The sequence below is a fragment of the Deltaproteobacteria bacterium genome (assembly GCA_026129095.1).
Taxonomy (GTDB): Bacteria; JAGRBM01; JAGRBM01; order JAGRBM01; family JAHCIT01; genus JAHCIT01.
Genome location: JAHCIT010000010.1, coordinates 1 through 19,761, shown reverse-complemented (window position 1 = coordinate 19,761; position 19,761 = coordinate 1). Strand labels below are relative to the sequence as shown.

Here is a 19,761-nt window from a genome sequence, read left to right as displayed (position 1 = left end):
GGCACGTTAACCGCCCTGTTTGTTCTCCTCGTGTTACCTGGAATAACCCGAGCACAGGAACCCGTAAGGGTGCTCTACTCCGACGCCGATTCGCAGATGCTGGCTCTTATCGAGGGGTTCAAAAAGGGCATGGCCCTCATCCGTCCCATCGAACTGGTGGAGCTGCCATCCGAACGCGAAACGCTCCGCAAGCAGCTCCAGGAGCTAAACAAGGCAAAACCTGCCCTTGTCGTGGCTCTGGGCACCCGGGCCGCAATGGTCGCCCGGGAGCTGCTCACCGATACACCAGTGCTCTTTACCTATGCCGTGGATACCCAGACCACCCAGCTCAGGGGACCCAGAATGCGCGGCATCAACTACACGATTCGTGCCCAGGAACAGATCGCCATGCTCCGCAAGATCTATCCCGGCATGCGGCGGGTGGGCGTCGTCTACAATCCCAGCAACTCCGGGTTTGAAGTGAACTGGATGGAAGAGGCCGCCCGTGAGGCTGGCGTCGCCATGTTCAAGTTCAAGGTGGACGTCGATCAGGATGTCGAGCGCGCACTCGCAAACCTCGCAGGCAAGGTGGAGATGCTCTGGGTTCCCGATGACCCGATGATCCTGAAGTCTGACAACCTGCGTGAACTGTTGAGATTCTCGCTCCGGGAAAGCACGCCGCTATATACCTTCAACCCGGTCCATGTGAATGCCGGAGCTTCCATCTCGCTGTCCCCATCCGGCCATGCAGCCGGACTCCAGCTTGCAGAAATGGCCAGTCGGGTACTGCTTGGCAGTCCCATTGAGCAGTTACCCATGGAATGGCCCAAAAACTACGAACTGGGAATCAACCTCGCCATCCTGAAGCGGATTGGCCGGCTGGAAGATGTCGCAGTAAATGCGCTCGTATTCGCTGCCGAGGAAAAACACGACGTGAAAGTCGTGCGCTAACCCGCCAGCCTCTCGCCGTACAGCTTCCGGTAGTAGTCCCGGTAGGGGCCATGAATGATTGCCTCCCACCATGCACGGTTATCCACGTACCAGCGAACCGTCTGCTCAAACGCTCCGCCAAAATCAGCCTGAGGCTCCCATGCGAGTTCTTCCCGCGCACGGGTGGCGTCAATGGCATATCGCAGATCATGTGCCGCCCGGTCTGTGACGAACCGGATCAGTGACCTGGGTTTCTGGAGAATGTCGAGAATGCGCTCCACCAGTTCCAGATTCCGGCGTTCATTGTGTGCACCAAGATTATAGATCGCCCCGGCCCGGCCACGGAACAGCGCTGCAACAATCCCGCGGGCATGGTCACGGGCATGTATCCAGTCCCGGATATTTCGTCCATCCCCATACACAGGCAGGGGCTGATCATTGAGGGCATTGATCGTCATCAGCGGGATCATCTTCTCGGGAAACTGGTAAGGGCCGTAATTGTTCGATGAACGGGTCACCACCACGTCCATCCCGAAACTCTTGGCGAAACTCAGCGCTGCCAGATCAGAAGCTGCCTTGCTCGCCGCATAGGGACTAGTGGGATCCAGCGGTGTCGTCTCCCGGAAACGGGATGCGCTGTCATCCGGCAGGGAGCCGTACACCTCGTCAGTCGAGACCATCACGAATCGCCGGACCTTGTGGCGGCGGGCAGCGTCAAGCATTACGGCCGTGCCCATCACATTCGTCCGGAAGAACGCCTCCGGCCCCATCAGCGAACGGTCCACATGGCTTTCGGCTGCCAGATGCAGCACGGCATCGAACTGGCCATGCCGGAAAATATTGTCCATCCGGGCGGCATCGCAGATATCGGCATGAATCAGGCGGTAGCGGGTGTCACCTTCCAGATCGGCCAGGTTCGAACGGTTCCCGGCGTATGTCAGGGCATCCAGGTTCGCAATAAACTCAAGCCCCGGGACCAGGTTTTCTTCCGTCAGCACACGAATCAGGTTCGAGCCGATGAAACCACAGCCACCTGTGACCAGAATGTTGGCAAACCTTGTATCGTCTGTTGTCTCAGCCACCGGCAAGCCTCCCGCCATAGCTACCAGAAGGGGCACCCACCGTAGCACAGCGGCCTGTCGGGGCAACCATCCTACTTCTTCGAGGCGGGCCGCGTGATCCGGTAGGCAAGACGGGCGATAACACCTTGCGGAACCACAGCGGCAAGTGCGGCACCAATCTTGTTCAACGTGCCGGGAACACCGAACGTCGCGCCAGCATCAAGCTGCTCAACGGCATAACGGGCCACTTCCTTGGGCCCCTGCATCAGGCCCGGCGGCAGTGCGCTGTGGTTCGCTCCCTGCACGTCAAGAAACTCCGTCTGGGTAACCCCGGGACAAATGCACAATATCTGGATGCCGTTCCGGCCATATTCGGCATCCAGCGAGCGCGAAAAGGATACCACAAAAGCCTTCGTCGCACTGTAGGTGGCCATGCCAGCCATCGGCATCAGCCCTGCCATCGAGGCGACATTCATGACAAAACCCTTGCGAGCACTCTTGAACCGGGGGATATAAAGGTGCGTGAGACGCGTCAGCGCACGAACGTTCAGGGTGATCATCTGGTCTTCGGTTGAAGCGTCGATCGTATCGAACTCGCCGATCGTCCCAAAGCCGGCATTGTTGACAAGCCCTGTTACGCTAATCCCGCGCCCATCGAGGATCCCCGGGAGCCTGTCAATGGAAGCCATGTCGGTCAGATCCAGCGCTACCGGAACGGCATTGACGCCATGCCTCTGCTTGAGTTCGGTAGCCAGTTCTTCCAGAAGCTTCTGCGTGCGTGCCACCAGAACGAGATCATGCTTCCGCCTGGCCAGCTCTCTGGCGATCTCCTTCCCAATTCCTTTCGATGCACCTGTAACAATGACATGAGGCATGGTGTCCGCTCCTCTCCTCTTGTCCTCTTCCCATCATCGCCCGCCATGTGGATTGTGTAAACAGGCACCTGTCATATCCGACAATGAAAAAGGGCGTCTCAATAGAGACGCCCTTTTCCGGCTGAACCGGTTTCAACTTCAGTCGAATGCACCCTGGGTCACCCGGGACTCGGTGCTGATCTTGTCCATATCCTTGACGAGACCGATCTCCCGGTATTTACCCGCCGTGCGCTCGGTAATGAGGCCGAGCTTCTTCAGGTGCGGAATCACGGCGTGGGTATACATGAGCGACTTCGCCTCGATGGCATCCTTGCTGTGGTACAGCACCGGTGTCACGGCCGAGGCGTTAATGCCATATTTGGGGCCCAGCTCCGACAGGGGTCCATGATACTGGCCGGCATTCAGGCATTCCAGAATGCCGAAAGCCCAGTCCTCAAGTTCAGCTTTCAGTTCCGGCGAAGTCTCCGCCGACTCCATCGTCATTTTCATGCTGATGATACCGAAAGCTGCATGACGGGACTCGTCCAGCCGGACGCGCTTCAGCATCTCTTTCAGGAAGGGGATATCCGTTCCATCCTCCAGCATGCCCATGATGCCGAGAGCCATTCCCTCGAACAGGGTCTGCATGCCGAGAGTCTTTTTCTGCCATGAATCGGCCTTGAGCAGTTCCTCGAGCAGAAACTTGATGTTGGGATCGACGGGATAGATCTTTCCCACCTTTCTCTGAAGGAACTTGGCGAAAGCCTCAATATGGCGAACTTCATCGAAAGTCTGCGCGCCAGCGTAGAACTTCATGTCGATGTCGGGGCAGGTATTGGTAAGCTGGCCGCATATCTGGAGCGCTGCCTGCTCTCCATGAAGAAGCTGGGAGCAGATATAGGCCATGTTTTCCCAGGCAGCCTCGCGCTGCTGTGCTTCACTGGCACCGCCCAGCTTGAGAAGCTGGCAGATGACCGAATACTTCGGGTCCATGCCCCAGTGGGCGGCGGGATCTATGCTGATTTTCCAGTCGAGATCGGTTTCCGCATTCCACTGGCGGACCTTGCTGATCTCGTATAACCGGCGAAGTTCCTCCGCCTCCCCCACGTAGTCCCAGTCCCATGAAACCTCCAGCGGCGCATCAAAGTCGAGCTGGGAGCGCATCCGCTTGATCTCCGTCTGGTCGTTCCATTCGATACCGGCGAACTTGCCATACATCTTGCGGTGTTCAGGATTGAGCAGTTCCATAATGGGTCTCCTTGGGTGGGTTAACTGTCCTTCGCTCCCGGCCCGTATCCGAGTCCGTGGCGGAGGAAATTCTTCATTTCGGTCTTGCGCGCCTCCACGCGGCGGGGCTCAAAAATGTCGCCCCCCAGCATGTCCTTCCCGAATTCGCCCGAGGCGAAATGGAATATCGTTGCGCCAATCAGTGTCTGCACGAAGTGCCCGACCGGCTGCTGGCGGAAGGCACCCTGCTCGATTCCGGTTTTCATCAGCACAATCACGCGCTGGATGATCAGCCGCATGTAAAGTCCGTGACGCCGGGCCAGTTCCTCGCGGGTAAGCCCTTCATCCTCGAAGTCACGCTCGACCATCGACCGGAGCAGGAGCTTCGCCGTATTCGGGTTGTCGGCCATGAAACCGACCCAGATATCCACTACCCGGTCGAGTTGTGCCCAAGGCCCGGCGGCCACATTGATCTCGGCTTCCAGTGCCTCATGCAGCCGCTTGAAAAGGCGTTCCAGCACCGAGGCATAGATCTCCGTCTTGCTCTTGAAATGGTGAAACAGGCTCGACTTGGAAAGTCCCGCCCGCTCGGCAACTTCAGCCAGCCCCACGCCTGAGAAGCCCCGGTCTGCAAAAAGCTGCTCGCAGACGTCCAAGATGCGGTCCTGGGAAGGGTGCCGCACGATATGGGGGGTTTTGGTAGTCTCGGCCGCCGACATGACGTTGAGTAATTACCTCCACGTAACTGACCCAAGTCACCTTACCGACCGTTCGGTCGGGTGTCAAGTAAATAAGCAGAATCTGGGGGAGCGTGCCCCAAAACGGGTTTAAGCCTCTCAAGGGCGTAGGAGAATATGCCCTAGATTCTTCCTACAGCCGGCCTTTCAACTGATGCATTGCCGCATCAGCCAGGAATTTCACGATCGGGCCGTAGGTTGCGGCCTTTGTCGAACTGGCATTTCCATCAAGCCCGCGCTTGTACACCCCCTGCACGATGGCAGCGAGCCGGAACATCCCGAAAGCGACGAAAAAATCATAGTCTGCCACCCCGCCGCTATCACCCATCTCCGCCGCATAGGCACTGATGAAATCCTTTTCCGGAGGGATGCCAAGTCCCACAAAATTCGTCCCCATAAGGCCGCTGGAAGCGCCCAGATTTCCGCTCGAAGGGTTGGGTGGCAGGTGATACAGCATGCAGCAGTACGCCAGGTCGGCCAGCGGATGGCCGAGAGTCGAAAGTTCCCAGTCCAGAACGGCGACTGCGTGCGGCTCCTGCGGGTGAATTATCAGGTTTTCGAGCCGGTAGTCGCCGTGGGCGATCGTCAGGTGCCCGGCATCCGGCACGTTATCCGGCATCCAGCGAATCAGCTTTTCCATGCTGTCGATAGTATCCGTCCGGGTGGCTTCATACTGGGCCGTCCACCGCTCGATCTGCCGGAGCATGTAGTTGCCGGTCTTGCCGTACCCTTCCAGTCCGGCAGCTTTCCAGTCCACCTTGTGAATCCGGGCAAGTACCCTGGCCATATCCAAATAAATCCCACGGCGCTCATCGGGCGATCTGGCTTCCGGCATGGTGGGATTTCGGAATATCCTGCCTTCAACCCGTTCCATCACATAAAAAGGCGTCCCGATAACAGCAGGATCCTCACAAAGCACATGGACCTTCGGTACCGGCACGCCCGTGGGTTCCAGCGCCTTCAATATCCGGTATTCACGCTCAATGGCATGTGCAGATGGAAGAAGCTGTCCCGGCGGTTTCTTGCGAAGGATGTATTGACGGCCCGGCGTCTGCAGCAGGAAAGTCGGATTTGACTGCCCGCCCTCGAACTGCTGCACCACAAGCGGCCCCTCAAAACCGGGGACATGCCGGCGAGCGAACTCGCCAAGTGCGGCCTCATCAAAGCGATGCGCCTCCCGTACGGGTCCAAGCCCGCCAGCGGGACTGTCAGGTGTGCTCAATTCCGGTCCCTCCTCATCCTCCGCCACAGCCTGGCCGGGGGAACTACCGCTGTCTTTTCACATAACTGTCCAGTATCCGCTTGCCGAGACTCGTTTTGTGGACCTCATCGGCCCCGTCATAGATCCGGGCTGCCCGCTCGTGCCGCCAGTAATATGACAGTATGGTGTCATCGGTCATCCCGAGTCCGCCATGAACCTGAATGGCGCGGTCGATGATCTGCTGCATGGTGTTGGCCACGGTAAACTTGATGGCGGATATTTCGTTCCGGGCAGCCTTGGCACCCTGAGTATCGATCTTCCATGCGGCATGCAGCGTCATCAGCCGGGCCGCCTGGATTCCAGCCTCCGCCTCAGCAACCCAGGTCTGGATCGTCTGCCGGGTCGCGAGCGTCCGGCCATCTTCGTCAATCCTGCGTTCGGCCGCCCGCGCGCACAACAGTTCCAGCGACCGGCGGCAGATGCCAATCCACCGCATGCAATGATGGATGCGTCCCGGCCCGAGCCGGTCCTGCGCGATCACGAAGCCCATTCCCTCACCACCGAGCCGGTTCGTGACCGGCACACGGCAGGACTGGTACAGGATTTCAGCGTGGCTTGCATACCCTTCCCCCGCATGGCCCATGATCGAGATGTTCCGCACCCGGTTGAAACCGGGGGCATCCGTCGGAACGATGATCATGCTGGCCCTGAGGTGCGGCGGAGAGTCCGGGTTCGTGACTGCCATGACAATGGCAAACTTTGCTCCATCGGCCGAACTGGTGAACCACTTCTGTCCATTGATGACGTAGCTGTCGCCATCCTTTACAGCTGTTGTCTCCAGCATGACCGGGTTCGATCCGGGCATCTCCGGTTCGGTCATGGAAAAGCAGCTCCGGATTTCCCCCGCGATGAGCGGTTCCAGATACTGTCTTTTCTGCTCCTCCGTCCCGTAACGGTGGAGTATCTCGACATTTCCAGCATCCGGGGCCTGGCACCAGAAAACGAAATGGCCGAGCGGACTACGGCCCAGTGCTTCCGAAACCGGCGCAAACTCGGCGACCTTTAGCCCCAGTCCACCCAGATCCTTCGGGAACCCCGGTGCCCACAGCCCCATCTGCCGGACCAGCCGCTGCTTTTCCCGTATCACCGGCATCATCGCATTGAATCCGCGCGCCAATAGTTCCCCCTCGAGCGGGATCAGCTCCTTGTCAACAAACTCCGTCACCATGCCGACGGCGGTTTTCACCTGTTCAGAAAACTCGAAATCCATAATGAACGGCCTTTCCGGGCAGCGTGCTGTTGGTCATCCTTTCACGGGATGCGCACAAGCGCCAGCGTTCCACCCGTTTCGGTAGGGCCACAAATACGGCATCAAAACGGTGGCGGGAGATTCCGCTGGAGTCTGCCCGGCGAAACTACCGGGAAAGTTCCGTTTCTATGGCCTTAATGAGTTTTCCCGATTCCGGCTTGGTCAGGGCGGAATAGTAGGCTTTCACCTGCCCGTCCTTGCCGACAAGGTATTTGCCGAAGTTCCAGCCCGGGACTTCTCCGCTTTTCGTCAGGAACGCATAAACCGGTGATTGTTCAGGGCCGGGCTTGGTCCTTACCTTTTCGAACATGGGGAATGTCACCTGGTATTTCCGCTCGCAGAATGTGCGGATTTCTTCCGGAGTGCCGGGCTCCTGGCTGCCGAACTCATTGCTCGGAAACCCAAGGACGACCAGCCCCCGGTCCTTGTAGTCCTGGTACAGCTTTTCGAGCCCCGCATACTGGGACGTGAACCCGCACCTGCTCGCCACATTCACGACCAGAGCGACCTTGCCGGCATACTGCCCCAAACTCACCGGCTCCCCTTCCAGCGTGCGGGTTTCAAGACCAAAAAATCCCGGCTTGGCGTCTGGCGGGACCGGGTCCGCACTGGAAACCGGACTGCTCCAGGTGCAGAGGGAAAACGCAGCGATTGCCATGGCCAGTCGTCTCATCATGGGGACTCCTAAATCCGGAACGGCTCCCGATCCTGAAACTACCCTAGCGCCAAATACCACGATGCCAGAACAGGGATGGCTCCAGCAGAACATGAACTAGTCCGTAGTTTCAACGACTTGGACTGGTGGCTGGGGAGGGACTCGAACCCTCGACCTACGGCTTATGAGACCGGCCGAGGGAGTTTCCACAGATGTCAATGACGATCCGGAACCGTCCGGAGATCAATAGGTTACGCAGGTTTTGAAATCCGCCGGCGTCTGCCTGAAAACACCGGTTTCCGCCGGATAGGTTGTACTTAGGTTGTACGGAGTCGCGTAAAAATCTCAGTGTCGGTGTGATTTCCCAAGTCCGAGGAGGAGAAGGATAGGAGTTGAGGTGCCGACTTAGAGCAGGTAAGCAGGTGATACATATTGAATATTAATAAAAATAAAACTATACGTATAGTATCATGCCTCTGCTCCATACCAATGTCTCCCGTCTCCTCAAGATTGCCGAAACGGGTCCGTTTCGCGCCCGGGATCTCGACCGGTACGGAATCCCAAGGGCGTATCTGAAACGGCTATCTGATCGAGGCCTGATCGAGCGCGTTGACCGGGGGCTTTACCGTTCGGCGAAGGCGCCCGCTTCCGAACTGCATACGCTTGCCGAGGCCTGCAAGCGCGTCCCGCACATGACGATCTGCCTGCTGAGTGCGCTGCAGGTACACGGTCTCACAACCGAGTCGCCGCATGCCGTTTGGGGCATGATCGAGACACGCGCCCGCACTCCGAAAGTTGCGTATCCTCCGTTGGTGATCGTACGCGCCAGCGGCTCTGCCTGGACTTATGGCGTTGAGTCGCGGACTGTTGAGGGGGCTACCGTGCGGGTCACGACGCCGGCAAAGACGGTTGCCGACTGCTTCCGGTACCGGAACGATGTTGGCCTTGAAACCGCGCTTTTGGCACTGAAGGATTATTTGAGGAAATACCGGGCCGGTGTGGGAAACCTTACCACGGCCGCCCGTGCCGATGGAATTTACACGGTAATGAAACCGTACCTGGAGGCACTCGTATGAGCGGCACATCCGGGAAATCCGCCCGATCCGTCAAGGCGCGTCTTCTTCGGCTCGCCAAGGAACGCGGAGAAGATTTCCAGCTCCTGCTGGTCCGTTATGCGAACGAGCGGCTCCTCTACCGGCTCTCGGTATCGAGCTACCGGGAACAGTTCGTCCTCAAGGGTGCGTCCCTGTTCGTCCTGTGGAGCGGCAAGCCGCATCGCCCAACGCGCGATCTCGATCTGTTGGGTTTTGGCGATCCCGGGGAAGCGCGTATTCGCCGGATATTCGGGGAAATTGCGGCCATTCCGGCGACGGACGACGGAATCGAGTTTGACCGGGGTTCGCTGGAAGTGGGACCGATAAGGGAAGATCAGGACTACGGTGGCGTGCGAGCGGTAATGCTCGCACATCTCGATACTGCGCGCATTCGCGTGCAGGTGGACATCGGATTTGGAGATGCGATGACACCGGACGCGGAAAATGTGGAGCTGCCCGCACTGCTGGATGCCCCGCCTCCGAAGATAAGGATTTATTCCCGGGAGACAGTCGTAGCCGAGAAACTGGAAGCGATGGTCAGGCTCGGACTTGTGAACAGCCGTATGAAGGATTTCTACGATCTGGCGTTCCTTTCACGAAACTTTTCGTTCGAAGGCGGCCTACTTGTTCAGGCGGTCCGGGCGACCTTCGAGCGGCGTGGAACTCCGCTGCCGGATACATTGCCTGAAGCGCTCGGGCCGTCATTCTACGAAGATACGGGGAAGCAGAGGCAGTGGGCTGGGTTCCTGAAAAAATCCGGGCTGGATGGCGAACCGGGATTGCCCTCGGTCATTGCAGAGATCACTGGTTTCGTTCGACCCTTGATTGAAGCGGCGAAGGGAACCGGAAAAACATGGATAGCCCGATGGCGTGCAGGCGGACCTTGGCGTTTCTAGGTGTGAAGAGCCGTCAGAAACCCGACCGGCCCTCGATTCACCCTGATATTATCCGGATCATTCAGGACATCAGCCGAGCCAACCCGCTCTGGGGTCGCCACGAATCCAGGGCGAACTGGCCATGCCTGGTATCCACGTCGCCAAGTCGACAATCGAGAGATACCGGGTCCGCCATCCCCGCAGACCGCCGCCCCAGATCTGGAAAACCTTTGTCACAAATCATGCCGAGGATATTGTCGCCTGCGACTGCTTTACCGTTCCCACGGTCACCTTCGATGTACTCTATGGTTTCGTAATGCTGTCCCCCGACCGGCGGGAAATCATCCACTTCAATGTGACCGATCGCCCCACTGCCGAATGGACCACTCGTCAGCTTGTTCAGGCGTTCCCTAACGACACCGCACCGCGTTTTCTGATCCGTGACAACGACAGCATCTACGGGGAGGAGTTCCGCCAGGCAACGGCCAACCTGAATATCCGGGAGTTGCCGATCCGTCCCCGGACGCCCGTCGTGAACGCCTATGCTGAACGGGAGATCGGCACGATCCGACGCGAGTGCACCGACCGTGTAATTGTCCTGAACGAGGAGCACCTGCGAAAGACTCTCCGGCAATATGTCGAGTACCGCAATCGGAACCGAACCAGTGTTCCGGATCTGGCCACTCCGTTGGCAACGTAAAAATTATGACGCGCACCCTTTGACGCACTGATAGAGTTTTGGGACATACACCGGTCCAGGTCGCTAGAATGAACGGCTATTGACTTAATGAATACAAGTTCATAATACTTTGTCCATGCCGCGGTATTCCAGCAAACAGCGACAGAAGGACGAGGCATTTCGCCATCGGCAGGAAATCCTTGAGACAGCGCTGAAGGTTTTTGCGGAGAAGGGCTTCTCAGCCGCCACCATGCAGGACGTCGCCCGTGCCGCGCGGTTTTCAGTGGGCAAACTGTACCTTCATTTTCCTAGCAAGGATGCCTTGTACCGGGAACTGCTAAAAATGTACGTGGACGAACTGCTGGGCCGGGTTGAAAAGGCACTGGCAGTACAGGGTTCGGCACCGGTCCGGATAGCCGCGGCTGTCCATGAGGAACTCCAGTATTTCGAAGAGCACCCCATGCTGCTCAGGCTTTTCGTGAGCGAAACCTTGGGTTTTGAACTCCGGCTTCATGCCCAGTTCGGTCAAAATATCGTAGCCAAATACCAGCGTTTTCAGAAGGGCCTCACGGAGGTTTTTGCCGAGGGTATTGCCGCCGGCGAATTTCAGGGATTTTCAGACACCGAGCTGACTCTCAAGCTCTCAGGTATCCTGAATGCGGTCATAACCGCCGAAATCCATCAGCCATCGGGAAGAAATGTCGGCGAAATGACCAGCCTTGTGCTTCGGCTATTTGGGGAATCGCCATTGGCCGAGGTCGCAAAGTCCCGTCCCCTGAAGAAGAGGAAATAACCATGCTGCGTAAATATGTCGAATTCATTGTTCGTTACCGGGCGTGGGTAGTCGCGGCAAACGTGGCGGTCACGCTGTTCCTGGGGTTCAGTTTGCGACACCTGCGGGTCGAAGTGGACCCGGACAAGAACCTTCCTCAGGGCCATCCTTATATAAAAGCGCAGAACGAGATTGACAGTATCTTTGGCGGGAAGAACGTGGTCGTGATCGGTATCGCGCCGAAGGACGGCGATATCTTCCAGCCGGCCCTGCTCCAGAAGGTCCAGCGCATCACCGACAAGCTGCTGCTCGAACCGGGTATCATCCGGGCGAATGTGCTCTCCGTGTCGGCCAACCGGGCGAAGGATATCGTAGGTACCGAAGAGGGTATGACGGTGACGCCGTTCATGGAATACGCGCCCGAGTCCCCCGGAGAACTGGCCACCCTCAAGACGAAACTGCTCAGGAATCCGCTCTATTCCGGTTCCATCTTCTCGAAAGACATGAAGTCGGCGGCGATCCTCGCGGACTTCCATTTCACGCCCGAGCTGCCCGATTTTCCGTCGGTTCACCGGGAGATCGAGAAGATCATTGGGCCTGAAGCGGACGGAACGGTCGAGATCCACTACTCCGGGTTTCCGATCGCCGCTTCGTGGATGGCGAAATACTCCGAACGGATGGCGATCTACTTTCTGATCGCCGTCGTGGTGATCGGCCTTGTTCATTACGAGGCGTTCCGTACGTTCCAGGGGCTCATCCTGCCGCTGCTCACCGCGCTGCTCGCGGTCATCTGGGGCCTTGGGCTGATGGGGCTTGCCGGTATCGCGCTTGATCCGTTCAACGCGACGACGCCGATCCTGATACTCGCCGTGGGCGCCGGGCACGCGGTCCAGATTCTCAAGCGCTACTACGAGGAATTCGCCGTTAGCAAGGACAACCACCGGGCCGTCATCGATTCCACGGTGAAGGTGGGAACTGTCATGATGACCACCGGCGTGATCGCGATGCTGGCGTTTTTCTCGCTGCTGACGTTCCAGACCACAACGATCCGCACCTTCGGTCTTTTTACAGGCCTCGGCATCTTCGCCGTCCTGATCATCGAGATGACGCTCATCCCGGCGATGCGGGCCATGCTGCCGAGCCCCAAGCTCGCCGAAACCAACGCCGAGTCGGTGGAACGCAAGCTGCTGGACGGCACGCTCGAGCGGCTCGCTCCGTTCGTAAGCGGTGGCGGGAGCAGAACCATCATCGTCGTCGCGGCGATCGCCTTCTTGGCTTGGGGTTACGGTTCGTCGCGCGTGAATATAGACAACAGCCTGAAGCCGTACTTCAGCTCGAAGGACCAGTTTTTCCAGGACGATACCTGGCTGAACGACCGTTTCGCCGGTACCAACACGCTGCTTTTCGTCGTGGAGGGGCCGGGCGAGGACTCCCTGAAGGACCCGAAGGTGCTCGAGGCGATGGAGGGGCTCCAGAATCTGCTCCAGAAGGAGGAGGTCGTCGGCAAGACGATGTCCATCGTGGATTTCGTGAAGAAGATGAACCGCTCGATGAACGCTGACGACCCGAAGTTCGATTCGATCCCCGATTCGCGGGAACTTGTGGCCCAGTACCTGTTCCTCTACTCCATCTCCGGGGGCCCCGACGATTTCGACGCCTATGTCACCAAGACTTACGACAAGGCGATCATCCAGGCGTTCCTGAAAAAGGACAACACCTCCATCGCCGAGGCGATTATCGGCAAGGTGAAGGGCTATCTCGCGACAGAATTCCCGCCGGGGTACAATGTGAAAATCGCCGGTTCCATCGCCTCTTCGGACGCCATGAACCAGGTCATGGTGCAGGGCAAGATCCGCAACATCGGCCAGATCTGGCTGATCGTCATCCTCCTGTCCGCGATCGTACTACGCTCGTTTGTGGCGGGTCTGCTGGTGACCGTACCGCTCGTCCTATCGGTGTTCGGGGAGTTCGCGTTGCTGGGCTATGCCGGCTGGAATCTCGACATCGGGACTTCCGCCATCCTGCCGATGGCGGTCGGTATAGGCGCCGACTACGCGCTCTATTTCATCTTCCGGATGAAGGAAGAGCTGCACAAGAATCCGGATTTCGACAAGGCGCTCCTCGCGTCCATGCGGACGTCGGGCAAGGCGGTATTCTTCGTGTCGAGCGCGATCACGGCCGGCTATCTCTGCCTCGCGCTGTCGCCGTTCGGCTTCCACCGCAAGCTCGGCATCCTGGTGGCGCTGGCGATGGTCATCAGTTCGCTCGGCGCCATCACGGTTCTGCCGGCGCTTCTCAAATACATCCGTCCCAAGTCGTTCATGCCATCCGGCAGTGACCCCGAAAAGCACTGACAGAAAGCCAGGAAAATCCGAAGGAGATCCCTATGAAGCCCCAGACCCGCCCCCTTGCGATCGTTATTGCGGCTCTTGTCGCCGCGGCATCCGGTTACCGGTCGAATGCCGTTGCCGAAGAGAGCCCGCCCGACGTCATCGAGATCATGAAGAAGAACTTCATGGCTCAGAAGGTGAAGGACTCGACGCAGAAGATGACCATGACGCTCATAGACGCCCGAGGTATCAAGCGGGAGCGGAAAGTGGAGTCCTATTCCAAGCTGCTCGAAAACCAGATTGACCAGGCCCGGGTGGCGCGGTTCCTAAGCCCGCCGGATGTGATCGGCACAGCCACGCTGACGAAGGAGAACTCCGGCGGCGACGACGATATCTGGATCTATCTGCCCGCTCTCAAGAAGATCCGCCGGCTGGTCGCCTCGAACAAAAAGGACAGTTTCATGGGGTCGGATTTCTCCTACGGCGACGTGATCACGCCGCGGGTCGAGGATTGGAAGCACACTTTGCTACGTATAGAAAAATGCGGTGCGAACGACTGCTACGTCGTCGAGTCGGTTCCCGTGAGCAAGGACGTGGAGCGTAATGCGGGCAGTAACAAGCGAGTCCAGTGGATCCGCACCGACGCATTCATGTCGGTGAAGGGGGAATACACGGACCTTGCCGGACGTCCGTTCAAGGAGTTCCACGCCGAAGACATATGGGAAGTTGACAAGACGCTTCACCGGTGGATGCCGAAAAAAATCACGATGAAGAACGTCCAGACCGGCGGGATCACGGAGATCACGTTCGATGACGTGAAGGTGAACACTGGCGTGAAGGACGAAGTGTTTACGGAACGCTATCTGACCCGGTGAGGTGACCATGCAAAATATCCGTACACTGGCAGTGATACTGCTCGCGGTGCTCGTGCCGGTCATGTCCAGGGCGCAAACCGATGTTCCGCCTGCTGGTGCACCGGCCGCGGAAGTCCCGGCGGCGGCGTCAGCGGATGACCCTGCGGTGGCGACACGTCCGGATGCGGCGCCGGAACTGCCCGAGGGCCGGGAGACGCCCTTCATGAAGCTCTGGAACCCGGTCCGCGATGCCGGAATCCACGGTTCAGCGTCGTTCGACTATTTCAGTTCCGACAAGCGGTTGAGCAACAGCAATCATTATCCCGGGCTGAACCTGACCTTGAAATCCGCACCTCAGTACGGCGAACACGTCAAGCTGTACGGCGAGGCCCGTATCATGGCGCAGAACCTGAACCACTCGACGGTACCCAATCATTTCGATGCCCGCACGCAGACGCTGCAGGACGAGGTCATGCTGGAGCTTCGCGAGGGGTACGCGACTCTCCAGTTCGGCGACCTGGAACTTCGCGTGGGCAAGCAGATCATCGTCTGGGGGCGCGCCGACGAGATCAATCCGACCGACTGGCTCTCCGCCCGCAACATGACGCTACTGCTGCCGGAGCCTTTCGATCAGCGGACCGGTGTGTTCGGCGTGAAGGCGGACTACTACCTGCCGTCCGATTTCCGGCTGACCGGTGTCTGGCAGCCGATCCCGACTGCGTCGGTGATCCCGCTGCCTGCGGTGCCCGGAATCCTGTTCGCGCCACAGCTGCCGGACGTGAAGTTCTCGAATGGCGAGTACGCGGCGAAAATCGATCATTCGTCGGGCGGGTTCGACTGGTCGGTTTCCTATTTTACCGGTTTCAACCGGTTGCCGGAGGTCAGTCTGCTACTGCCGCCAGGAATCTTGTCTCCCACGTCGCCCGGGTACGTCGGCCTGTCGCACCACCGGATTCACGGCGTGGGCGGCGACTTCGTGACCGTACACGGGACCTGGGGGTTCCGGGGCGAAGCGGCCTATGTGCATTCGAAAAACGGGGACGGGAACCGACGCGATATCCAGACGCCATTCGTCTCCTATGTCGCCGGGATCGAGAAGGACTTCGGCGAAAGTGCGAACCTGATTATACAATATTTTGGCAAATACGTTTTTCACCGGTACGACACTTCGATGGGCCTGCCGGACGATCAGTTCGCCCAGTACAATGCCCTGTTTACGGGCCAACTCGATACGGTCCAGAACGGGGTGTCGGTCCGGCTGGACAAGAAGTGGTGGAGCGACACGCTGGATCTCGACCTGATGGGAGCCGTGAATTTCGAACGCACGAACTGGCTGATCCGTCCGAAGCTCTCCTATGCCCTGACCGACGAATGGAAGGCGACCGTCGGCGGCGAGGTCTACGGCGGCAAGAAGGTCTCGCAGTTCGGCTTCCTCGAGGACAACACAACGGCTTTCGCCGAGATGAAGTGGAGCTTCTGATCCGGCTGGAGTGATGAGCTGCCTGTAGGTATGTAAGTCATCACCCGGCGTTACGCACGGTCGACCATCTCATGCTATGTAAGACTGCATGATATTGGGGACTTCGCCCGCGAGAACTCCAGATACCGGTCCTCGATCGCGCAGCATCGGGATGTCCCGATAGTAATCGTGGGTGAGTTTCCAGGGGCCATGCTTGCCCGGACGGGGCATCTTATCGATGGCACGGTAGATTAGAACATCGAAATCTTGGCTCTGCATGTCAACCGTCTTTCGTAATTCGACTCGGACAACTGCATATTTTCCCGCAAACTGAGCCTTCCAAGCCTCGAATCGCTGATGGTTATCTTGAGGTGACGCTAAGGATGAAATCTCTTTCTTAATAACCGGTCCGGTTTTTCGGGAGAAGGTCACTCCGCCTCGCTGGTACACTTTCAGTCCGCCCTTGACACTAATTTCATCGTGCCCGTCCCGAGAGGAATCACTATTAATTGCGTCGAGCTTCATGCCGTATTAGCGGGCAGTCTTTCAAATAAGTAGACGTGGCCATCAAATTCGGAGCGAACCTTGTGTTGTTTTGCCATAACCTCGAGGTTTCCAAGGAGCTCGCAGACTGCAAGAAAAACTTGCATGCCCTGCGCTTTGGGAAACATGAGTTCGGCGAGTCGCTTGACCGTTATTGGTCCTTCTTGGTTCATTACCTTCAGCATCTTGTGCTGGCGAAGTTCATAGAAGCCCAGTAGGGAGGAAATAACAGCATCGTGTCCCGAAAAGGGCAACCCGTGACCGGGCAAAACGCATCGTACATCCAGTTTCCTGACCCGCTCAATTTGCTCGTAATAACTTACTAGTGACTCAAACTTACAAGAATAGTCCTTTTCCCCGTCGGGGCCAAGGTCAATGATCGGATTCGGGCTCGTCTCTTGAAGCAGGTGGTCGCTCGAAAATATAAATTTCTGCTTCGGCTCAAAATAGCAGACGATTTCACGCGTGTGGCCCGGCGTGTAGAGAACCTGAAGGCTAAAATCCTCAAAAGGAATGACGTCGCCGTCTTTCACCGGGATGACCTCCCCATGTATTTGTGGCGCCATCGACCGCATCATCTCGCCCATCATTGCCAGCGACGCGAATATCTGGTCATCAAGACCCAGGCGGATAAAATAGTCCCGGTACACCTGCCGGTGCTGGGCGACCACATCCGTATCGCTTAACGCGAACGTGGAGAAGGAGTGTTCGCCGATATAAACCTGTGCTCCAGAGAGTTTGCGTACCCGTTCCGCAAAGCCGAAATGGTCGGGGTGTGCATGGGTGATCAGTATCCGTTCGAACTGTTCCGGCCGGTAGCCCATCGCGTTCAACTGCTCTTCAAACGAGTGCCACGAAGCGGGGCTATTCAGGCCTGCATCGACCAGAGTCAGCGGACGTTCGATCACGTAACAGTTGACTGTCGGGACGCCCGGGAACCCCAGTAAAGTACGTATCTGATGCACACCTCGTGGCGGAGGTACGGCGTACGCCTTCGGCGGATGCGCTGAAGGCCCCAGGTCTGGCGACAATTTATCAGACATGCGACTTCCTCATCTGGGGTGGCATTACGGCCACGTTCCTGCTGGCAATATATTTTTGAGTCAGATCGGCCTCCATGTCCTGCATGTCGCCCATGTGCCGGAGGTAGAATTTTTCTATCGCTGGGCCAATCACACTGAACCTGCAGCTGAACTCGCCCTGAAAACGTCGGATAGTACCACTGAGCCCTTCGGGCAGGTATACGACTTCTCCGATTACTTTGCCAAAGTGCGAGGTTCCCTCAATTTTTTCCACCATCCGTGTCTTGTCGAGCCGGTAATTCATCTCGAAGTAACTTTCGGGATCCTTGAAGGCGCGTTCGATCCATGAGGGCAGGTTCATTTTAGGATAGACTCGAATCGTCTTGAAACGCTCGTAGCCGGTGTCGTCAAAGCGGATCCGTTCGGATGCATGAACATTGGCTAGGTTGTCGACGAGATACTGCCGGAAAGCCAGATCATCCAGCAGCCGGACCAGATGAACTGGAGGCAGGGAGAACCGGTGTTCAAATTTAAAAGACTGCATCATTACCCGCCGGAGTTATTATCGTCATAATCCTAGGCGTGTGATCCGATCGCCTGATACGCGTGCTGTCCGAAATTCGATCCAGGGTCACGGAGAATGACCTGCTCCCAGGCCTTCTGGGCTTCCTTTGCTTGGCCTTTGTGGTGGTAAGCCTCCCCCAGAAAGAAATAGACATTGATACGGTAGATTTCGTTGAAACCGTTAAACGGCAGATCCAACGTCTTTTCATCCGATTTGTCCACACGGGCAAGAAGCTCTGTAAGGGCTTCGATGCCCTCATCCACCTTTTCTAACGGCGCAGGCAGAATCGTGTAAGCTCTGCCCTTCATAAACAGCATTTCGAGGAGATCCTTGGGCCGCCTAGGAGTGAGTGCGAGACTCTTCTGGAAAAGAGAAAGTGACTTTTTGAGCCATTGAGCCGGGGATATCACACCACCCACACGTGCTGCCTGAAGCAAACATGCCATCGCATAGTACGCTACGGTTCGCGCATCATCCGGCCGTAGCCGGTAAGCGTGCTCATGGGTTTTAACTGCGTCGTCTGTGCGTCCCAGCAGTGAGTACACTGTCCCCAATGCTACCAAGGCATCGGCTTCTCCCTTATCATGCTTTAACAAGGTTTTGGCTTCGCCAGCTGCCTCCTCGTACTTGCCAATTGCCAAGTAGGCTTCCGTCAGCGCGAGGCGTAAATGGCGGTCTTTCTTTTTCCGCTGCAAATCATCCTCAATCGAAGCGATTTGCTCTGGTATTTTATACTTCTCCAGAAAAGCGTTGCTCGGCACGTAGATTCGCTTCTGAAGCTTCCCTATTGTCAAAGGACTCTGCTCATACGACTTTTCGAAGTGAAGCCTGAGCTGACGGGTCTTAGTGGCCTCGATAAAAAAGTTGATCAACCGGTCGATCTCGCCGACTTTCTCCGCGACCTGGCGGAAACTGGCATCGCCGTCGATCGCTTCGAGCAATGTGGCGGATTGGCGTGATACGATAGCCTGTATCGGTTTCAGGACTTGGGCAAAAAATACCAAGGGAACGCCCTTTTCGTGAGCGGAACGTACGCTCCAGACGATTTTCCTTTCCTCTCCGCTTAGAGGCCCGTCGGTCCTGTTGATCAGCCCCATATCCGCCAACGTGTTCCGGAACTCTGGTGAAACGGAATTATCGTCGGCCATTGCAACTTGGGCAATATCAATTTCTCCTGGCAGGAAACCTGTGCCGGCAGCGACACGATCATACATGCCGGCGACCAGACTGAGTTCCAGGGCTTCCGGGTCGTAGTTGGCTTGTCGGAACAGTTGACCGATAAAAGCCAGCGGTAAATGTTTCTCCTGTTGCAGCTTTTGCACAAGCCTGAGCAACCGAAGGTGGGTCTCGTCGTAAAGCGCGAGTTTCTCTCGAATTTTCTGCGCGGGCGGAAGAATGCCTTCGCGAACGTAAAAATGGATAGTCTTGCCGGCTACTCCGGCCGTATTCGCAAGCTCCGACAAGCGGAAGCGTGATTTCTGTTTTTCGCTCATACAGTTTTTACCTCATCTATTATGTATGCCTGCACCTGACCATTGTGTGTGAGATAAACCCGTAGCTTCATTTTCCCGTTATTCAAACCTGCTCCTTTTTGAATGAGTCAGGGAAGCGTGGC

General features: G+C 57.3%; 19 protein-coding genes. 8 read left to right on the top strand and 11 right to left on the bottom strand.

What is annotated here, in order from left to right; translation table 11 throughout:
• Positions 1-69: 69 nt before the first annotated feature.
• On the top strand, positions 70-930 hold the full coding sequence (locus tag KIT79_13585) for a hypothetical protein (protein MCW5830333.1): 861 nt from the start codon (positions 70-72) through the stop codon (positions 928-930).
• On the opposite strand, the gene rfbB is transcribed toward KIT79_13585, so the two are convergent.
• The 7 genes from rfbB to KIT79_13550 form a co-directional block, all read right to left on the bottom strand.
• Positions 927-2,009 carry a dTDP-glucose 4,6-dehydratase gene (gene rfbB, locus KIT79_13580; protein ID MCW5830332.1) on the bottom strand — a complete coding sequence of 361 codons (1,083 nt, stop codon included), beginning with the start codon at positions 2,007-2,009 and terminating at the stop codon, positions 927-929. The genes KIT79_13585 and rfbB overlap by 4 nt on opposite strands.
• 53 nt (positions 2,010-2,062) lie before the next feature.
• Positions 2,063-2,845, bottom strand: coding sequence for an SDR family oxidoreductase (locus KIT79_13575; GenBank protein MCW5830331.1), 783 nt, complete (start codon positions 2,843-2,845; stop codon positions 2,063-2,065).
• A 138-nt stretch (positions 2,846-2,983) separates the two neighbouring features.
• Complete coding sequence (locus KIT79_13570) at positions 2,984-4,072, bottom strand: ferritin-like domain-containing protein (protein MCW5830330.1); 1,089 nt, start codon at positions 4,070-4,072, stop codon at positions 2,984-2,986.
• A gap of 20 nt (positions 4,073-4,092) precedes the next feature.
• Entirely contained in the window at positions 4,093-4,770 is a 678-nt protein-coding gene (locus KIT79_13565; protein MCW5830329.1) for a TetR/AcrR family transcriptional regulator, read from the bottom strand.
• Positions 4,771-4,921: 151 nt separating this feature from the next.
• Positions 4,922-6,010 (bottom strand): phosphotransferase, encoded by a 1,089-nt coding sequence (locus KIT79_13560; protein MCW5830328.1) that lies wholly within the window; start codon positions 6,008-6,010, stop codon positions 4,922-4,924.
• Between the two features lie 43 nt (positions 6,011-6,053).
• Positions 6,054-7,259 (bottom strand): acyl-CoA dehydrogenase family protein, encoded by a 1,206-nt coding sequence (locus KIT79_13555; protein ID MCW5830327.1) that lies wholly within the window; start codon positions 7,257-7,259, stop codon positions 6,054-6,056.
• 145 nt (positions 7,260-7,404) lie between these two features.
• Complete coding sequence (locus KIT79_13550; GenBank protein MCW5830326.1) at positions 7,405-7,974, bottom strand: glutathione peroxidase; 570 nt, start codon at positions 7,972-7,974, stop codon at positions 7,405-7,407.
• 449 nt (positions 7,975-8,423) lie between these two features.
• On the opposite strand from KIT79_13550, the gene KIT79_13545 reads away from it, so the two are divergent.
• The 7 genes from KIT79_13545 (at position 8,424) to KIT79_13515 (ending at position 16,037) form a co-directional block, all read left to right on the top strand.
• Entirely contained in the window at positions 8,424-9,029 is a 606-nt protein-coding gene (locus KIT79_13545) for a type IV toxin-antitoxin system AbiEi family antitoxin domain-containing protein (GenBank protein ID MCW5830325.1), read from the top strand.
• The gene (locus KIT79_13540) at positions 9,026-9,943 is read left to right on the top strand and encodes a nucleotidyl transferase AbiEii/AbiGii toxin family protein (protein ID MCW5830324.1); all 918 of its coding nucleotides are present in this window, start codon (positions 9,026-9,028) and stop codon (positions 9,941-9,943) included. Before KIT79_13545 ends, KIT79_13540 begins: the two co-directional genes overlap by 4 nt.
• Positions 9,944-10,064: 121 nt before the next feature.
• Positions 10,065-10,622 (top strand): DDE-type integrase/transposase/recombinase, encoded by a 558-nt coding sequence (locus tag KIT79_13535; GenBank protein ID MCW5830323.1) that lies wholly within the window; start codon positions 10,065-10,067, stop codon positions 10,620-10,622.
• Positions 10,623-10,737: 115 nt separating this feature from the next.
• Positions 10,738-11,394, top strand: a complete 657-nt coding sequence (locus KIT79_13530) for a TetR/AcrR family transcriptional regulator (protein MCW5830322.1) — start codon at positions 10,738-10,740, stop codon at positions 11,392-11,394.
• Between the two features lie 2 nt (positions 11,395-11,396).
• Positions 11,397-13,727 carry an MMPL family transporter gene (locus KIT79_13525; protein MCW5830321.1) on the top strand — a complete coding sequence of 777 codons (2,331 nt, stop codon included), beginning with the start codon at positions 11,397-11,399 and terminating at the stop codon, positions 13,725-13,727.
• A 32-nt stretch (positions 13,728-13,759) separates the two neighbouring features.
• Positions 13,760-14,578, top strand: coding sequence for an outer membrane lipoprotein-sorting protein (locus KIT79_13520; protein MCW5830320.1), 819 nt, complete (start codon positions 13,760-13,762; stop codon positions 14,576-14,578).
• Between the two features lie 7 nt (positions 14,579-14,585).
• Positions 14,586-16,037 carry a hypothetical protein gene (locus KIT79_13515; protein MCW5830319.1) on the top strand — a complete coding sequence of 484 codons (1,452 nt, stop codon included), beginning with the start codon at positions 14,586-14,588 and terminating at the stop codon, positions 16,035-16,037.
• 69 nt (positions 16,038-16,106) lie between these two features.
• Here KIT79_13515 and KIT79_13510 read toward each other — a convergent pair whose 3' ends face one another.
• The 4 genes from KIT79_13510 to KIT79_13495 form a co-directional block, all read right to left on the bottom strand.
• Positions 16,107-16,541 (bottom strand): hypothetical protein, encoded by a 435-nt coding sequence (locus KIT79_13510; GenBank protein MCW5830318.1) that lies wholly within the window; start codon positions 16,539-16,541, stop codon positions 16,107-16,109.
• Positions 16,538-17,467 (bottom strand): MBL fold metallo-hydrolase, encoded by a 930-nt coding sequence (locus KIT79_13505; GenBank protein MCW5830317.1) that lies wholly within the window; start codon positions 17,465-17,467, stop codon positions 16,538-16,540. The genes KIT79_13510 and KIT79_13505 overlap by 4 nt, the downstream gene beginning before the upstream one ends.
• A 127-nt stretch (positions 17,468-17,594) precedes the next feature.
• Positions 17,595-18,128 carry a DUF2505 family protein gene (locus KIT79_13500; protein MCW5830316.1) on the bottom strand — a complete coding sequence of 178 codons (534 nt, stop codon included), beginning with the start codon at positions 18,126-18,128 and terminating at the stop codon, positions 17,595-17,597.
• Between the two features lie 29 nt (positions 18,129-18,157).
• Positions 18,158-19,639, bottom strand: coding sequence for a MerR family transcriptional regulator (locus tag KIT79_13495; GenBank protein ID MCW5830315.1), 1,482 nt, complete (start codon positions 19,637-19,639; stop codon positions 18,158-18,160).
• Positions 19,640-19,761: the final 122 nt, after the last annotated feature.

What these genes read in the sequence shown, in the direction of transcription:
- rfbB (MCW5830332.1), bottom strand. Translation starts at nt 2,009, where the DNA reads ATGGCGGGAGGCTTGCCGGTGGCTGAGACAACAGACGATACAAGGTTT.
- KIT79_13575 (MCW5830331.1), bottom strand. Translation starts at nt 2,845, where the DNA reads ATGCCTCATGTCATTGTTACAGGTGCATCGAAAGGAATTGGGAAGGAG.
- KIT79_13570 (MCW5830330.1), bottom strand. Translation starts at nt 4,072, where the DNA reads ATGGAACTGCTCAATCCTGAACACCGCAAGATGTATGGCAAGTTCGCC.
- KIT79_13565 (MCW5830329.1), bottom strand. Translation starts at nt 4,770, where the DNA reads ATGTCGGCGGCCGAGACTACCAAAACCCCCCATATCGTGCGGCACCCT.
- KIT79_13555 (MCW5830327.1), bottom strand. Translation starts at nt 7,259, where the DNA reads ATGGATTTCGAGTTTTCTGAACAGGTGAAAACCGCCGTCGGCATGGTG.
- KIT79_13550 (MCW5830326.1), bottom strand. Translation starts at nt 7,974, where the DNA reads ATGATGAGACGACTGGCCATGGCAATCGCTGCGTTTTCCCTCTGCACC.
- KIT79_13545 (MCW5830325.1), top strand. Translation starts at nt 8,424, where the DNA reads ATGCCTCTGCTCCATACCAATGTCTCCCGTCTCCTCAAGATTGCCGAA.
- KIT79_13540 (MCW5830324.1), top strand. Translation starts at nt 9,026, where the DNA reads ATGAGCGGCACATCCGGGAAATCCGCCCGATCCGTCAAGGCGCGTCTT.
- KIT79_13535 (MCW5830323.1), top strand. Translation starts at nt 10,065, where the DNA reads ATGCCTGGTATCCACGTCGCCAAGTCGACAATCGAGAGATACCGGGTC.
- KIT79_13530 (MCW5830322.1), top strand. Translation starts at nt 10,738, where the DNA reads ATGCCGCGGTATTCCAGCAAACAGCGACAGAAGGACGAGGCATTTCGC.
- KIT79_13525 (MCW5830321.1), top strand. Translation starts at nt 11,397, where the DNA reads ATGCTGCGTAAATATGTCGAATTCATTGTTCGTTACCGGGCGTGGGTA.
- KIT79_13520 (MCW5830320.1), top strand. Translation starts at nt 13,760, where the DNA reads ATGAAGCCCCAGACCCGCCCCCTTGCGATCGTTATTGCGGCTCTTGTC.
- KIT79_13515 (MCW5830319.1), top strand. Translation starts at nt 14,586, where the DNA reads ATGCAAAATATCCGTACACTGGCAGTGATACTGCTCGCGGTGCTCGTG.
- KIT79_13510 (MCW5830318.1), bottom strand. Translation starts at nt 16,541, where the DNA reads ATGAAGCTCGACGCAATTAATAGTGATTCCTCTCGGGACGGGCACGAT.
- KIT79_13500 (MCW5830316.1), bottom strand. Translation starts at nt 18,128, where the DNA reads ATGATGCAGTCTTTTAAATTTGAACACCGGTTCTCCCTGCCTCCAGTT.
- KIT79_13495 (MCW5830315.1), bottom strand. Translation starts at nt 19,639, where the DNA reads ATGAGCGAAAAACAGAAATCACGCTTCCGCTTGTCGGAGCTTGCGAAT.